This window comes from Dechloromonas aromatica RCB (assembly GCF_000012425.1).
Genome location: NC_007298.1, coordinates 3,950,302 through 3,966,159, shown reverse-complemented (window position 1 = coordinate 3,966,159; position 15,858 = coordinate 3,950,302). Strand labels below are relative to the sequence as shown.

The 15,858-nt window shown below is 61.2% G+C and carries 14 protein-coding genes; 7 read left to right on the top strand and 7 right to left on the bottom strand.

The window, feature by feature from the left end; translation table 11 throughout:
• The first annotated feature begins 47 nt into the window (after window positions 1-47).
• Entirely contained in the window at window positions 48-1,298 is a 1,251-nt protein-coding gene (gene hemA / locus DARO_RS18815) for a glutamyl-tRNA reductase (protein WP_011289414.1), read from the top strand.
• Here the strand turns inward: hemA and DARO_RS18810 are convergent.
• Window positions 1,295-2,926, bottom strand: coding sequence for a diguanylate cyclase (locus DARO_RS18810; RefSeq protein WP_011289413.1), 1,632 nt, complete (start codon window positions 2,924-2,926; stop codon window positions 1,295-1,297). The genes hemA and DARO_RS18810 overlap by 4 nt on opposite strands.
• A gap of 131 nt (window positions 2,927-3,057) precedes the next feature.
• Between DARO_RS18810 and prfA the strand changes: the two genes are divergently transcribed.
• On the top strand, window positions 3,058-4,140 hold the full coding sequence (gene prfA, locus DARO_RS18805) for a peptide chain release factor 1 (protein WP_011289412.1): 1,083 nt from the start codon (window positions 3,058-3,060) through the stop codon (window positions 4,138-4,140).
• Between the two features lie 16 nt (window positions 4,141-4,156).
• Here prfA and DARO_RS18800 read toward each other — a convergent pair whose 3' ends face one another.
• Together DARO_RS18800 and DARO_RS18795 are read right to left on the bottom strand one after the other, a co-directional pair.
• On the bottom strand, window positions 4,157-6,019 hold the full coding sequence (locus tag DARO_RS18800) for an ATP-binding protein (protein ID WP_011289411.1): 1,863 nt from the start codon (window positions 6,017-6,019) through the stop codon (window positions 4,157-4,159).
• Complete coding sequence (locus tag DARO_RS18795; protein ID WP_011289410.1) at window positions 6,016-6,873, bottom strand: phosphate/phosphite/phosphonate ABC transporter substrate-binding protein; 858 nt, start codon at window positions 6,871-6,873, stop codon at window positions 6,016-6,018. The genes DARO_RS18800 and DARO_RS18795 overlap by 4 nt, the downstream gene beginning before the upstream one ends.
• Window positions 6,874-6,992: 119 nt before the next feature.
• On the opposite strand from DARO_RS18795, the gene prmC reads away from it, so the two are divergent.
• Together prmC and grxD are read left to right on the top strand one after the other, a co-directional pair.
• Entirely contained in the window at window positions 6,993-7,805 is an 813-nt protein-coding gene (gene prmC / locus DARO_RS18790; protein ID WP_011289409.1) for a peptide chain release factor N(5)-glutamine methyltransferase, read from the top strand.
• 13 nt (window positions 7,806-7,818) lie between these two features.
• Window positions 7,819-8,139, top strand: coding sequence for a Grx4 family monothiol glutaredoxin (grxD, locus tag DARO_RS18785; protein WP_011289408.1), 321 nt, complete (start codon window positions 7,819-7,821; stop codon window positions 8,137-8,139).
• 66 nt (window positions 8,140-8,205) lie between these two features.
• Here grxD and DARO_RS18780 read toward each other — a convergent pair whose 3' ends face one another.
• Both DARO_RS18780 and argH read right to left on the bottom strand, forming a co-directional pair.
• Window positions 8,206-8,583, bottom strand: a complete 378-nt coding sequence (locus DARO_RS18780) for an OsmC family protein (protein WP_011289407.1) — start codon at window positions 8,581-8,583, stop codon at window positions 8,206-8,208.
• Window positions 8,584-8,723: 140 nt separating this feature from the next.
• A complete protein-coding gene (argH, locus tag DARO_RS18775; RefSeq protein WP_011289406.1) occupies window positions 8,724-10,112 on the bottom strand; it encodes an argininosuccinate lyase in 1,389 nt (462 codons plus the stop codon).
• A 120-nt stretch (window positions 10,113-10,232) separates the two neighbouring features.
• Between argH and DARO_RS18770 the strand changes: the two genes are divergently transcribed.
• The 3 genes from DARO_RS18770 to DARO_RS18760 are packed head-to-tail and all read left to right on the top strand — an operon-like array spanning window position 10,233 to window position 12,491.
• Window positions 10,233-11,195, top strand: coding sequence for a histidine kinase (locus DARO_RS18770; RefSeq protein WP_157037246.1), 963 nt, complete (start codon window positions 10,233-10,235; stop codon window positions 11,193-11,195).
• Window positions 11,162-11,950 carry a LytR/AlgR family response regulator transcription factor gene (locus DARO_RS18765; protein ID WP_011289404.1) on the top strand — a complete coding sequence of 263 codons (789 nt, stop codon included), beginning with the start codon at window positions 11,162-11,164 and terminating at the stop codon, window positions 11,948-11,950. The genes DARO_RS18770 and DARO_RS18765 overlap by 34 nt, the downstream gene beginning before the upstream one ends.
• Before the next feature lie 22 nt (window positions 11,951-11,972).
• The gene (locus tag DARO_RS18760; RefSeq protein WP_041224526.1) at window positions 11,973-12,491 is read left to right on the top strand and encodes a glutaredoxin family protein; all 519 of its coding nucleotides are present in this window, start codon (window positions 11,973-11,975) and stop codon (window positions 12,489-12,491) included.
• Between the two features lie 34 nt (window positions 12,492-12,525).
• Here the strand turns inward: DARO_RS18760 and DARO_RS18755 are convergent, their stop codons facing one another.
• The gene (locus tag DARO_RS18755) at window positions 12,526-13,017 is read right to left on the bottom strand and encodes an RNase H family protein (RefSeq protein ID WP_011289402.1); all 492 of its coding nucleotides are present in this window, start codon (window positions 13,015-13,017) and stop codon (window positions 12,526-12,528) included.
• Between the two features lie 218 nt (window positions 13,018-13,235).
• Window positions 13,236-15,842 carry an aminopeptidase N gene (gene pepN, locus DARO_RS18750; RefSeq protein ID WP_011289401.1) on the bottom strand — a complete coding sequence of 869 codons (2,607 nt, stop codon included), beginning with the start codon at window positions 15,840-15,842 and terminating at the stop codon, window positions 13,236-13,238.
• Window positions 15,843-15,858 lie beyond the last annotated feature (16 nt).

Here is a 15,858-nt window from a genome sequence, read left to right as displayed (position 1 = left end):
GTGGATGTTATAATCGGCCCCCGTTTCGACCGCCCACGACCAATCCGGTGATCTTTACCCTAGGTATCAACCATCACTCCGCACCGCTTGCCATTCGCGAGCGAGTGGCGTTCGGCGCCGACAAATTACCGCATGCGCTGGCCGACCTGACTCGGGAACGCCCGGTGCGCGAGGTGGCCATCCTGTCTACCTGCAACCGTACCGAGATCTACTGCTCGGCGGAATCACCGGATGTGGTGATCGACTGGCTGGCGCATTACCACCAGGTCGGACGCGAGGAAATTGCCCCGTATATCTACACCCATGACCAGCCAGAGGCGATTCGCCACGCCTTTCGCGTGGCCAGCGGCCTCGATTCGATGGTCATTGGCGAGCCGCAGATTCTTGGTCAAATGAAGGATGCCGTACGCGCCGCCGAAGAAAATGGCACGCTCGGCACGCAATTGCACAAGCTGTTCCAGCGTTCCTTCTCGGTGGCCAAGGAGGTTCGTTCGACCACGGCCATTGGCGCCAATATCGTGTCGATGGCCGCTGCCGGCGTACATCTGGCCGAGCGCATCTTCGAGTCGATTGCCGGGCAACGCATCCTGTTCATCGGTGCTGGCGAAATGATCGAACTTTGCGCCGCCCACTTCTGTGCCGGCAAGCCGAAGCAGGTCACCATCGCCAACCGGACACTGGAGCGCGGTCGGGCCCTGGCCGAGCAATACGGCGGCACGGCCATTCGTCTCGACGAACTCGGTGAACATCTGGCCCAGCACGACATCGTCGTTTCCTGTACTGCCAGCCCCTTGCCGATCATTGGTCTCGGCATGGTCGAGCGAGCGATCAAAACACGTCGCCACCGTCCGATATTCATGGTCGACCTCGCCGTGCCGCGTGACATCGAGGAGGAAGTCGGCGAGCTTGACGACGTCTTTCTCTACACGGTGGACGATCTGGCGCAGGTGGTTGAAAGCGGCCTCGAATCGCGGCAGGCAGCCGTCGTCGAGGCAGAGGACATCATTGCCAACCGGGTCAAGGACTTCCTTGGCTGGCTGGAATCACGCGATACGGTGCCGGTCATCCGTTCGCTGCGTGATTCGGCTGAACGGATGCGCCGGCACGAGATAGAGCATGCGATGAAGTTGCTGGCCAAGGGCGAAGCTCCGGAAAAGGTGCTCGAACACCTGTCGCATCGCCTGACCAACAAATTCCTGCATGCGCCGACGCAAACCCTGAACTCGGCGGAAGGCGGCGAACGGGCCGACCTGCAAGGGGCCGCGGCGCGGCTATTCCACCTGCACGCTGCGGATTAGACGCTTAATTCCTGCCTTTTGCGGCCTGCCGCAATGATCTGGTTGCGACCTTCCCGTTTTGCCTGGAGCAGTGCTTCGTCAGCCGCCTCGATCAGCGAGCCGCCGGTCAGGTAACTGGGTACCGAGGCCACGCCACAACTGAAGCTGGCGCGCACGGCACCCCGGCTATGGGCATGAGGGAGCTGCGAGAAGTCGTGGCGAATGCGGTCGAGTAGCGTGATGGCCTGGCCGAGTTCGACACCGTTCAGGGCGACAATGAATTCTTCGCCACCGTAGCGCCCGATCAGGTCGGTGTTGCGCAAACGGCCGCGCAATAGCCAGGCAAGGCTGCGGATGACCTGGTCACCGACCGGGTGGCCGTAGTTGTCGTTGATCAATTTGAAACGGTCGATGTCAATCATGGCCACCGACAGATGCCCGGCTGGCAGGGTGCGGCGCAGCATCTGCTCCAGTTGCTCCTTGGAGGCGGAATGGTTGAGTAGTCCGGTCAGGCTGTCGTGGCGCCCGGAGCGCAGCATGTCGCGATAGCGCTCGATCTTCGTCTTGACCACCGAGCCGAGGATGATCGGGTTGGCTGGCTTGGTCAGGAACTGGTCGCCGCCCAGGCGCAAGGCTTCGACCTGCTGGGCGATGTCGGTTTCGCCGGAGAGGTAGATCACCGGCAGTGAATGGTATTCGGGAATCTGGCGCAGGGCGCGGGTGACCTCGACGCCGGTGCAGAAGGGCATGTACATGTCCATCAGGATGGCGTGTGGCCGGTATTCCGAGGTGACCTGGAGCAGGGCCAGCGGTGTGTTGATGGCGCGACTATCAATGCCGTGCCTGTCCAGGGCACGCTGGATGTGGGCGACAGCGGTTTTCGAATCCTCGACGATCAACACGCGATGGGTTTCCTGCTCGCGGCTTTCGACCAGGTCGAGAATGCGGGACAGGATGTCGCTGAGCTTGAATTCGGCCGGAATGCAGACATTCGCTCCGGCTCGTTGCAGGCCGACAATGGCTTCCAGCGAGGAGGGCACCGAAAGGCAGTAGAAGTAACTGGTGACGAAAACTGCCTTGAGCCGCTGGATGGCGGCAATGGCCGGGGGCAGGTATGGGCTGTCTTCGCGGTCGGGGATAAAGACGGCCGCCAGGGGCTCTTCATCCATCTGTGGAGTGTCGTCCCAACTCGCGGTATGGGCCTTGAAGCCGTAAAACGAAAGCTGCTCGACCAGCGCCGCCGACCACGGGTGATCCGGACGGGAGATGATCAGGACATTGCGCTGGCGTACCCATTGATCGCGCTCGTCTTCCTCTGTGTCGGACTGGCGCTTGGCAATGACGGCCGGTGTTTCATGGCGTTGCAGGACGCGCAGAATCGTGTTCAGTTGCTGGCTGATGCCGTCGGCGTTCTCACTGGTGACCGGATGGGCTGCGCCGTCATTGAACTGGGCCAGCGCCCGGTTCTCCAACTCTTCGCAGGCGCGGGCCAGGCCGGGCAGGTTTTGCTGCCCGAGGCGTTCGGTCAGGCCATTCAGCGACAGGGTGAATTCGATGAAATGATCGAAGTCTCCACTTGCACGATAGCTTTGCCAGCGTAACTCCAGGGTTTCCGCTAGCGCGATGAGGGAGTGGGGGACGGTCTGCATGAGAGGCGCATCAAGAAGGTCTGGATTATCGGGCTATCACTCCTCGCTGGCAATCTCCTTCCATCGCCGACGAGTGGTGTTCTCGGGTACCATAACGCCCCCTTGACCTCTTTATTGTCCGGCCCGCCAAAATGAAATCGAGCATCCGCCAAAAACTGGAGTTGCTGGTTGATCGTCTCGATGAAATCGACCGCATGCTGTCGGCACCGAGTACGGCCAGCGACATGGATCAGTTCCGCAAGCTGTCGCGTGAGCGGGCCGAGGTTGAGCCGGTAGTCGTCCAGTTCAATGCCTTCCGCCAGGCCGAAAATGATCTGGCCGAAGCCGAGGCCATGCTGTCCGACCCGGACATGCGCGAGTTTGCCGAGGAGGAAATGGCTGCAGCCAAGGCGCGCCTGCCGGAACTCGAACTCGAGCTGCAAAAACTGTTGTTGCCGAAAGACCCCAACGACGAGCGCAGCGTGCTGCTCGAAATCCGTGCCGGCACAGGTGGCGACGAGTCGGCGCTGTTCGCTGGCAGCCTCTTCCGGATGTATTCACGCTTTGCCGAGCGCCAGCGCTGGCAGGTCGAAGTGATGTCGGCCAGTGAATCGGAACTCGGCGGCTATCGTGAAATCATCTGCCGGATTGCCGGCAACGGCGCCTATTCTCGGCTCAAGTTCGAATCGGGTGGCCATCGCGTCCAGCGCGTGCCGGAAACCGAGACGCAGGGCCGCATTCATACCTCGGCGTGTACGGTGGCTGTGATGCCGGAAGTCGACGAGGTCGAGGACGTCAATCTCAACCCGGCCGACCTGCGCATCGACACCTTCCGTGCCTCCGGTGCTGGTGGCCAGCACATCAACAAGACTGATTCGGCCGTGCGCATCACCCACCTGCCGACCGGCATCGTTGCCGAATGTCAGGATGGCCGTTCGCAGCACGCCAACAAGGCGTCGGCGCTGAAGGTGCTGGCGGCGCGGATCAAGGATGTCCAGGTGCGCGCCCAGCAGGCCCATATCTCCAGCACGCGGAAGAGCCTGATTGGTTCTGGCGACCGCTCCGAGCGCATTCGCACCTACAATTTCCCGCAAGGCCGGATCACCGACCACCGGATCAACCTGACGCTGTACAAGATCGCTGCGATCATGGATGGCGACATGGATGAACTGCTTGGCGCCCTGGCAGCCGAACACCAAGCCGATCTGCTGGCCGAACTGGCAGAGCAGAACTGATTTTCGCCTCGCTGCGTCAAGCCGGTGTTGCGGGCAGCCAGGTCGTCAGGATACGTTCCAGTTCCGCAGCGAAGATCGGCTTGCTGATGTAGTCGTTCATGCCGGCAGCCAGGCAGCGCTGCTTGTCGCCCTCCATGGCATTAGCCGTCATCGCGATAATCTTGGTGGCCGGATCGATTCTGCTGTCCTCTCCTTCACGGATGCGTCGGGTGGCTTCAAAGCCATCCATGACCGGCATCTGGCAATCCATCAGCACCAGATCGACCACCTCCGTGGCGAGCCGGGCCAGCGCCTCTTCGCCGTGCTCGGCCATCAGGACGTGGCAGCCCAGCCTTTCGAGCATGGCGCCGACAACCTTGCGATTGATCTGCCGGTCATCGACGACCAGAATGCGTCGGGCATCGAAGTGGCGCTCACCGTCGGCCTTTTGGGGTTGTTCTTCGGCGACCGATGTTTCAGGCAGATCGGCGACGATGTGAAAGCGGAAGGTGCTGCCAACGTCCGGTTCTGATTCGGCGCTGATTTCGCCGTGCATCAATTCGATCAGGCGGCGACTGATCGAGAGACCCAGTCCTGTTCCGCCAAAGCGTCGCGTGTTGCTCAAATCGGCCTGAAAGAACGGGGTGAACAGGGCGTTGACGACGCCTGGCGTCATGCCGATGCCGGTGTCACGAACCACAAAATTCAGGCGTTGTCGGCCATCATCCGTTGGCTGGTGAGCCACTTCAAGGGTGACCGAGCCTTGTTCGGTGAACTTGATGGCGTTGCCGAGCAGGTTGAGCAAGACCTGGCGCAGACGAATGGCATCGCCGACCAGTATTTCCGGCAAGTCGTCAGCGATCTGGCTGATGAGGGAAATGTTCTTGGCGTCGGCGCTTGGGGAGATCAGGGCCAGTACTTCGCCGATGACTTTGCGTGCGGAATAGTTGGCATGGGCCAGCCGCAGCTTTTCTGCTTCGATGGCAGAGAGATCGAGAATGTCGTTGATGATGATGAGCAGGGCATTGGCGCTGCGCTGAATGGTGTCGGCGAAATCGCGCTGCTGTTCGTCAAGTTCGGTGCGCATCATCAGGAAACTCATGCCGATGATGCCGGTCATCGGAGTACGCAATTCGTGGCTCATATTGGCCAGGAACTGGCTTTTTGCAGCGTTGGCGCTTTCCGCTTCCTCCTTGGCCTGGCGCAGCTTGGCCTTGCTTTCCCGCAGGCTGGAAATGCTTCCGGCAACTTTTTCGACCATGTGATTAAAGGCTTGTGCCGTTTCGGCCAGTTCGTCATTGCCGTCGATTTTCAGGGGGCGGTCGAAGCGGCCTTCGGCAATTTCCCGGCTGGCGTTGCGCAATGCGGTCAGCTGGCGGGTCAGGTAGGTGCCCAGAATCAGCGAGAAGAAGGCAACCAGTCCCATTTCGAGCGCCGAGAGCGCCATGAACCAGCGTTGCGTCCGGTTAAGCGCCAGCGTGAAAGGGGCAATGTCGATGCCAAACTGGATCTGGCCAAAGCTTTCGCCGGAAACGGTAATCGGTACTGCCCGGTCGAGTACGCCATCTTCCGTCTGTGAAACGCCGGCTGCAAATTCAGGCTGGCTCGGCAATGCTCCGCGCTCGACCATCACCCGGCCTTGCCCGTCGAGGAAGCGGACGTAGCTGATTTCGCCGGTCTCCAGTACATCGCTGGCAATGCCATCGATGGTGGCCAGGTCGTAGGCGACCATGGCATCGCGGGCGCTGGCAGCCAGCAGACGGGCCGAGACGGCAGCCCGGCGGGTGATTTGCTGTTCGTTGGCATCGCGGAAAAGACTGAGGATGCCGATACCCAGTATGGCCAGCAAGACCCCCTCGATCAGGGCGACGCCAAGGATGGTCTTGGTGCGGAATTTCACGGCAGGGGCGACTTCCCGGGTTGGCCAACCTGAAGATCAATACGCAGCTTGCGAATTTCATCCCAATCCTTGTCCGCACCACCCTCGATGCCCTTGAAACTGAGCGGTTCAAGGGCGGTGCGACCCGCTTCGTCGAGGTCCAGTGTCAGCATGGCGGCCATGACCTTGTCCAGCGTTCTGGCCGCCACGCGCGGATGGGCTGCAAAGGCATGCGGAACATAGCTTGGCGTTGTGGCAAGGATGCGCAGCTGTCTGGAAATGGCTGGCTCGATGGCCTCAAGGGTGCGCTTGATGCCTGCGCCAGCCGCGAAACTCCCTTGGGCGACGCCACGATAGACCGAGTCATGGGAATTGACGAATTGAGCCTTGATCGGGATGTTTTTCCGCGAGAATTCGGCCCGGGGAAGGATGCTGGCGGCAAAGGCCGCCGGTGCCGGGAAGGCAACGGTCTTGCCGGCCAGTTCTTCGAGGCTGCTGCTCGGGTCATCCTTGCGCACGACGATGATACCAACCAGCTTGCGATTCTTTTCCCGGGCAAAGGCCCGGTAGCCCGGCTGCTTGCTGAAAACCGTGTAGTGGTAGGGGTTCATGTAGGCGAGGTCGTATTCGCCCCGTTTCATGCGCTCTTCAAATGCTGGAATGTCAGGCGCCGTCTTGAAAGTCAGGCGAATCCCGCTACGTTGCGAAATTTCGGCCAGCAACGGAATCCATGCCTTGGCCAGCGCCGTGGCTGCCTGTTGCGGCACGATGCCGACGCTGATCTCCTGCGGCGGTGCAGCCAGGATCAAAGGCGAGCAAAGGACAAGCCAGAGACTTAGAAAATAGAAGGAAGCTTGTCGAATTGCGAAAAACATTAAATTCACCTCGTTGTCAATTTTGAATCCTGTCTGCCTCAAAGGCAAGCATTCCGACGACGGGGAGAAAAATTTGGGACAATACGCACCCGATTCGAGTCGCCTGGATAATTTCGATCATGACCCTTGGTGAGGCATTGGCCGCCGCCAGACAGCAGATAGACCGGCTGGATGCCCGTCTGCTGCTGCAATACGCCACCGGCTGCTCACATGCTGATCTGCTGGCGCGCCCGGAAATGCCGGTGATCGGGCCGGCTTATGAACAGTTTCAGGATTGGGTGGCACGGCGTGCCGCTGGTGAGCCGCTGGCTTATCTGGTCGGCGAAGCCGAGTTTCGCGGGCGGGTATTTCAGGTTTCGCCGGCCGTGCTCATTCCGCGTCCGGAAACCGAGGTACTGATCGAACTGGCGCTGGCAAAGCTGCCGGGGCTGGCGGCACCGAAGGTCGTCGATCTGGGAACCGGTTCCGGCATTGTCGCCATCTCGCTGGCGCTGGAATCTCCGGCGGCGACGGTTGTTGCGGTTGATCTGTCCGCAGAGGCAATCTCGGTCGCGCGCAACAACGCTGGCCGGCTTGGCGCCCGGATTGATTTCCGCCAAGGCGACTGGTTTTCGCCGCTGGCCGGCGAGCGCTTCGATCTTATCGTTTCCAACCCGCCCTATGTCGCCGACGGTGATCCGCATCTGGCGCTCAACGGCCTGCCCTTTGAGCCGCAGATGGCGCTGACTGATGGTGCCGACGGTTTGAGTTGCATCCGGCACATCGTGGCCGACGCGGCGGATCATCTGGCCCCCGGTGGCTGGCTGCTTTTCGAGCATGGTTACGACCAGGGTGAAGCGAGCCGGAACTTATTGACCGCGGCCGGGTTCAAAGCCGCATTCACTTTTCCCGACCTGGCCGGCATCGACCGCGTTTCAGGCGGCCATCTTTAAATCAGGAGAAATCATGTCCGACGTTCAACAACGCATCCACGCCACCGTGACCGGCAACCCGGTCGTCCTCTACATGAAGGGTGATGCCCGTTTCCCGCAGTGCGGTTTTTCGGCCACGGCCGTGCAGATCTTGAAGGTCTGCGGGGTTAATGATTTTGTCACGGTCAATGTGCTGGCCGACGAGGAAATCCGCAATGGCGTCAAGGAATACGCCAACTGGCCGACCATTCCGCAGCTTTACATCAAGGGCGAATTCGTTGGCGGCTGCGACATCATGAAGGAGATGTACCAGACCGGCGAACTGCAACAGATGCTGGAAGGTATTGCGGCCTGATCACTCAGGTTCCAGAAAAGAAAAACCGGGGCTGGTCCCCGGTTTTTTATTGCTCGTTCGTTCGGCTCAAGCTTCTGCTACCTGAAATTCAATGGATGGGCCGTTGGCGACGATATCCTTGACCGCACAATAGGCGATGCTGTCGAGGATCTTTGCTTTTTGCTCGGCCGTGAAATGCGCCGGGAAGCGTACATCGGTCTTGAATTTGGCCAGCGTCAGCGGGCCACCGGGGCCGGCAAAAGGCTTGCAGGCGATTTCGATGCCGGCGGCGGGAATGCCAAGTTCCTTGCAGGATTTCTTTGCATAGACCGCCGCACAGGCTGCAAGGGAAGCGTAAAAAGCTTCGAGCGGATTCATCAGGGAACCATTTACCGCGTAGTTCGCTTCGTGCTTGGCACTATTCACCTTGATGAGCGGTGTGTTGTCGACAACGGTTGAGTACATGCTGATCTGCCTCGGGTTTAATTATCAGTGACGTCGATAGTTAAATATCAACATTTGCTTATATGTTAAACCCCTAATTCGTTTGACGCAAAAAAAAGGCCGCCAGCGTTGGCTGGCGGCCTTTCAGGCGAATGCGGAAATCAGCTCAGGCGCTGGCGAGCGCGCGCAACAGCGGCCCTGACCTGCTCCGGCGCGGTGCCGCCAATGTGGTTGCGGGAAGCCAGCGAGCCTTCGACGGTGAGCACGGCGAATACGTCGCTCTCCACCTGTGGGCAGAAGGCCTTGAGTTCGTCCAGCGTCAGTTGCGGCAAGTCGACGCCCTTTTGCTCGGCGGCCTTGACGGCGTGGCCGACGGCTTCGTGGGCATCGCGGAAAGGCAGGCCCTTCTTGACCAGATAGTCGGCGAGGTCGGTGGCGGTGGCGAAGCCCTGGGTCAGTGCGGCCTTCATGTTGTCGGCGCGGACGGTGATGCCGCCGGCCATGTCGGCAAAGATGCGCAGCGTGTCAGTGACGGTGTCTACGGCGTCGAACAGCGGTTCCTTGTCTTCCTGATTGTCCTTGTTGTAGGCCAGCGGCTGCGACTTCATCAGGGTCAGCAGGCTCATCAGCTGGCCATAGACCCGACCGGTCTTGCCACGCGCCAGTTCCGGCACGTCCGGGTTCTTCTTCTGCGGCATGATCGACGAGCCGGTGCAGAAGCGGTCGGCGATCTGGATGAAGCCGATGCGCGGGCTCATCCACATGACCAGTTCTTCCGACAGGCGACTGATGTGCATCATCAGCAGGGCGCAGGCGGCGGTGAATTCGATGGCGAAGTCGCGATCCGACACGGCATCCAGCGAGTTTTCGCAGACGCCTTCGAAGCCGAGCTGTTCGGCAACGTAGGCGCGGTCGATCGGGTAGGTCGTGCCGGCCAGCGCGGCGGCGCCGAGCGGCAGGCGGGCGACGCGCTTGCGGCAGTCGGCGTAGCGCTCGGCGTCGCGGCCGAACATTTCGAAGTAGGCCAGCATGTGGTGGCCAAAAGTGACCGGCTGGGCGACCTGCAGGTGCGTGAAGCCGGGCATCGGCGTTGCCGCTTCCTTTTCGGCCAGATCAACCAGGGCTGAACGGAAAGCCTTGATCAGCACCAGAATGTCGTCGATCGAGTCACGCAGGTAGAGGCGAATGTCGGTGGCGACCTGATCGTTGCGCGAGCGGCCGGTGTGCAGGCGCTTGCCGGCATCGCCAACCAGCGCGGTCAGGCGCTTCTCGATATTCAGGTGCACGTCTTCGAGGTCGAGCGACCATTCGAATTTGCCCGACTCGATTTCCTCGGTGACGATAGCCATGCCGCGCTCGATGTCGGCCAGGTCGGCGGCGGCGATGATGCCTTGCTTGGCCAGCATGCGGGCGTGCGCCAGCGAGCCGCGGATGTCCTGGCGCCACATGCGCTGGTCGAAATCGACCGAGGCGGTGTAACGTTTGACGAGATCGGAAACCGGCTCCGAGAAGCGGCCGGCCCAAGTGTATTGATTGGCGTTGGAAGTCATGACTATGGTCTAGAATGGGGCAGATTGGCGACGAATTTGGAACAAATCCGCACAAAGATGACAAGTATACGGCACTTTCCCGCAACCTACCCCTTGCCCGACTGGCGCAATTTTGGGGTGATGCTGCGTTTGCTGCTCGGCGTCAATGCGCTGGCGGCATTGGCGGCACTGGTGCAAACCCCCGAGATCGACGGCTGGATGGGGCAGTACATCGGGTTGGCGGCAGTCGTCGAGCCCTTGCTTCTGCTCTGCCTCGGATTGCTGTCCTTGTCCCGCGACATCCTGTGGCGTCTGCCGCTGCGCGTCGGCCAGGCCTGCGTGCTTGCCCTTGCCGGTGCTGTTTCGGCGGTGTTTGTCCTCTATGCGCGTTCCGTCGGTCTGGTCGAGGCAGGTGGTGCGCTGCGGGCCATGTTGCTGGCGATGGCCATGGCTGCCTTGTTGCTGACTTATTTCGAACTTCGTTCGCGGGCCTTTTCGCCGGTACAGGCCGAGGCGAGGCTGGCGGCGCTCAATGCCCGCATTCGGCCGCACTTTTTGTTCAACTCGCTGAACGCGGTATTGTCCTTGATTCGGGCGCGACCAAAAGAGGCCGAAGCGGCGCTTGAGTCTTTGTCAGACCTGTTCCGGGCCGCCATGCGCGACCCTTGCGAACTGGTCAGTCTGGCCGACGAAATAGCGCTGGCTAAGCAGTATCTGGCGCTGGAAGACCTCAGGTTGGGCGAGCGCCTGGCGATCGACTGGCAAATCGGGGAGGTTTCCATGGCGCTGCCGATTCCGCCGCTGATGCTGCAGCCGCTGTTGGAAAACGCTGTTTATCATGGCATCGAGCCGTCTGCGGCGGGCGGCACTGTCCGCATCGGCATCGAACAGAAGGGCGACGAGTTGTGGATCGCCATCGCCAATCCAACCGCTGGTCAGGCCCAGCATGCCGCTGGCAACCAGATGGCGGTGGCCAATATCCGCGAACGGCTGGCCCTGTATTACGATCTTGAAGCCCGCCTGGAAATCGAGGTCGGCGACAACAGTTATGAGGTTCGTATCATCCTGCCATGCCAACGCCGCAAACTCCCGCCAACCCGCTGAAAGTTCTGATCGTCGACGATGAGCCGCTGGCGCGCGACCGCCTGCGTGCCCTGCTGTCCGATCTCTCTGCGCAATTGTCGAGCGAGGTGGTGGGCGAAGCAGCGAACGGCTTGTTGGCACTTGAGGCACTTCGCCAACAGACGGTCGATGTGGTGCTGGCCGATATCCGCATGCCGGGCATGGATGGTATCGAACTGGCGACCCATCTTGGTCGTCTTGAAAAGCCGCCGGCGGTGATTTTTACGACGGCCTACGACAATTACGCCGTCCAGGCCTTCGATCTCAATGCGGTCGATTACCTGTTGAAACCGGTCCGGGTTCAGCGTCTGCTAGCCGCCCTGCAGAAGGTGCCGGGGCCACGGCCGGATACTTCGCTGCTGGCCAACATTGGCCAGGAGGTGCGTGGTGGCGGACGAACTCACCTTTCCTGCCACGAGCGTGGCCGTCTGCTGCTGGTGCCGATCGCCGAGGTGCTCTACTTCAAGGCCGATCTCAAATATGTGACTGCCCGTACCGTCGAGCGTGAATACCTGCTTGATGAAGCGCTGACCCATCTTGAGTCTGAATTTGCCGACCGTTTCCTGCGCCTGCACCGCTCGGTTCTTGTTGCCAAGGCGGCGCTGGCCGGTTTTGAAAAAGCGGTCGTCGACGATGCAGAAGCTTACGGCTGGGCGTTGCTGCGCGGTGTCCCGGAAAAACTGCCGGTGAGTCGCCGGCAATGGGCTGCCGCCAAGGCGCTGGTTAAAAATTCCTGAAATCTTCTAGCGAGAACTTGCCTTGAGCCAAATCTGCCCCCATTGCAACTATGCCCGCCGGCCTGAAGACCAGTCCCCAGACTGGCAGTGCCCTTCATGCGAACGGGCCTATGCCAAGGCAGGCCATTCGGCGCCGCCGGCGACTCCACCGCTGTACATGACGACGGCGGAACCGGAGCGCCGCGGCGGTGCGGGCAAGTGGCTGCTGGTTCTGCTGGCCTTTGGCGCGGCATTCTGGTTTGCTCGGCCACTGCTGCAGCAACGGAGCGTCCAAGCCGAGGCGGCGGTGACGGCCAGCCAGCCGGAGGTTTTGCTCTATGCCACGGACTGGTGTGGCTATTGCAAGATGAGCCGCGAGTTCTTCGCGGCCAACGGTATTCGTTATACCGAATATGACATCGAGAAAAGCTCGTCAGCGCTAAGCGAACACAAGAAATTGGGGGGCAACGGTGTGCCCCTGATCAAGGTCGGCGACGAGGTCATCAACGGTTACAACGAAGCCGCGTTGCGTCAGCTGCTGGGGCCGTGGATCAGGGGGTGAGCCTCCCCGCCTGGTTGTGCGCCAGCCAGGATACTTAACTTGCCGCCACTCGGGCATGCTGGTCGGCCAGTGCATTGCCACGGCAGGACGAATGCCCCTTGATCCAGACGATGCGCGCATTGGCCAGTAGTACGCCAAGATCCAGTGCAGCGAAGATGCCGGTCAGTTCAGGGTCTTGAGCCAGGCCTCGCGTCTTCGCCTGATTCAGACGACTGACGGCGTCCTGATTGTCTGAAAACAGGGCGGCTGGCTCGCCGGGGAAGTGCCGGCTGGCCTGTTCCAGCGCAAAAACAGCCGCCTGCAATTCGAGTTCATTACTGCCAGTGACTGCGACGGTCCGGGTGGCGATCACTGCTTCGCTATCGGGCTGCTCGAACAGGACTGCGGCCAGGCCGCCATGGCGGAGCTGGCTGGCATCGCTGAAAATCAGCCGATGGTCGATGAAGCGCTCAGCCAGTCGCTGGGGCAATGGCCCGGCGGAGAGATGGATGACGCGTTCGATCTTCTTTTTTCTTCGCTTGGCCATGGCCGCAAGAATAATCTGAAACGCCTGCCGCAAAAAGGCGAAAGCCCCGTACAGGGGGAGGTACGGGGCTTTCTGGACGGCCTGGGGTCTTGGGGGAGGGGGAGGCCGTCAAGGCTGATGTCTGATCAGCGCATGTGTCCAAGATAAGGCCAGCCCCTCGCCATTTCAAGTAACCGTTTGCAACAATGCGTATCGCTATGTGTGTCCGGTCGCTTGGTTCAGTCAGCACTCAGCGAACGCGTCACGACTTCCAGCACGTCGCGCGACAGGTTGGCATGATCGCGGATGCTTTCCAGCGCCGCACGTGCGTGGCGCTGTCGGCCGGTGTCGAATTTCTTCCAACGGTCGAAGCAACGGGCCAGACGCGAAGCGACTTGCGGGTTACGGTCGTGCAGTTCAATCACCCGTTCGGCGATGAAGGCATAACCGCTGCCGTCCGCGGCATTGAAGCGTGCCAGATTGGCGCCAAAGGCGCGGATCAGCGAATAGACTTTGTTCGGATTACCGATGTCGAAGGCCGGGTGGGCGGTGAGCGCCCTGACCGTATCCAGCGTATCCGGGCGGCGGCTGGTTGATTGAACGGCCAGCCATTTGTCGACAACCAGCGCTTCGTGTTGCCAGCGGGCGTAGAAATCAGCCAGTGCCTTGTCGCGTTCCGGGCAGGTGTCGGTATTGACGTTGGCCAGCACCGACAGTGCGGCGAACTGGTCGGTCATGTTGTCGGCGCTAGCGAACTGCTGCAACGCCAGTTGGCGGACGGCTGGCGTATCGAGTTCGAGCAGATAGCCCAGGCAGGCATTGCGCAGGGCGCGCCGGCCGGCCTGTTCGCTGGTCGGTGCGTAGGCAGCGTTGGGGGCGAGCCCGGCGTAAAGACCGGAGAATTCACCTTCGAGTTGCTCGGCCAGATGTCGGCGCAGCGCGTTACGGGCAGCATGCAGCGCATCGGGATCAACGACGTCCAGTGCTTCGGCCAGCGTCGATTCGCCGGGCAGGGTTAGGGCTTCGGCCACGAAGGCGGCGCCACGCCGGGCTTGGGTTTGCAGCAGGCGGCGAACGGCCTCGACGAAGCTGGCGGGCCAGACCAGCTGCCGGCCGGCGGCGATGGCTGCGGTGGCCTCGAGAATCAGTGTCGAAGCCAGGCGCTGGCCAGCTTCCCAGGCGTTAAACGGGTCGCTTTCATGGGCCAGCAGCAGGGTCAGTTGCTCCGGCGTGTAGTCGAAGTTGAGGATGACCGGGGCAGAGAAATCGCGCAGCAGCGACGGAACGGGTTCGCTGCTCAGGTCGTTGAAGACGAAGGATTGGGTGGCGGCCGTCATATGCAGCAGACGTTCGCTGTTGGGCAGCAGCCTGCCGTCCTCGCCAAACAGTGCGACGCGGATCGGGATCAGGTAGGGCTGCTCGTCGCTGGCGCGTGGGTTCGACTGCGTGCAGGTCAGCGTGTAGGTCTGACTGTCTGGATCGAAGTGGCCGTCCACAGCGACATGCGGCGTGCCCGGCTGGTTGTACCAGCGCATGAATTGCGTGAAGTCGAAGCCGGAGGCAGCGCTCATCGCGGCGACGAAATCCTCGCAGGTCACTGCCTGGCCGTCATGGCGACGGAAGTATTCATCCATCCCGGCGCGGAAAGCATCGCGGCCGATCAGGGTCTGGATCATCCGGATGACTTCGGCGCCTTTTTCATAGACGGTCGAGGTGTAGAAATTGTTGATCTCAACGAAGCTGGCCGGGCGGATCGGGTGGGCCATCGGGCCAGCATCTTCCGGGAACTGGGCAGCGCGCAGGCCGCGTACTTCGCGGATACGGGCGGTCTGGCGGTTGTGCAGGTCGGCCCCGAACTCCTGGTCGCGGAAGACGGTCAGGCCTTCCTTCAGCGAGAGCTGGAACCAGTCACGGCAGGTGACGCGGTTACCGGTCCAGTTGTGGAAATATTCGTGGGCGACGACGCGGTCGATGTTCTCGAAATCGACATCGGTGGCCACATCGCTGCGAGCGAGTACATACTTCGTGTTGAAGATGTTCAGGCCCTTGTTCTCCATCGCGCCCATGTTGAAGTCGCCGACGGCGACGATCATGTAATGGTCGAGATCGCATTCGAGGCCGAAGCGTTCCTCGTCCCATTTCATGGATTTCTGCAGCGCGGCCATGGCGTGCGGGCACTGGTCGAGCTTGCCCGGCTCGACGTAGATGGCGAGCTGCACGCTGCGGCCGGAAGCGGTCCTGAAGGTGTCTTTCAGCACGTCAAGCTTGCCGGCGACGACGGCGAACAGGTAGGCCGGCTTCTTGAACGGGTCGGCCCATTTTGCCCAGTGACGGCCATTGGCTTCTTCTCCGGCATCAACCGGATTGCCGTTGGCGAGCAGGACCGGATAGGTGGCCTGGTCGGCGTGCAGCGTCACAGTGTAGGTCGACATCACGTCTGGGCGGTCGAGGAACCAGGTGATCCGGCGGAAACCCTGTGCCTCGCACTGGGTGAAGTAGCCATCGGTCGAGCGATAGAGACCGGACAGGCGGGTGTTCTTGTCCGGGTCGATGCGGACGACAGTCTGCAGCGTGAAGGTTTCCGGCAGGTCGGTGATGGTCAGGGTGCTGGCCGTGGCCGCAAAGGGCACCTGGTGGCCGTCGACCGTGACACTGAGCGTTTCCAGTTCGTCGCCGTCGAGGACCAGCGGCTGACCGGCCGCGGCCGGGTTGCGGCGCATGGCCAGCATCGAGCTCACGGTGGTGCCACCGGTTTCGATATTGAAATCGAGGTCGACGGTGTCGACCAGATAGGCGGGGACGGTGTAGTCCTTGAGATAGATGGTCTGGGGGGTATCGGTTTTCATTGGGTGGGCATCGCGT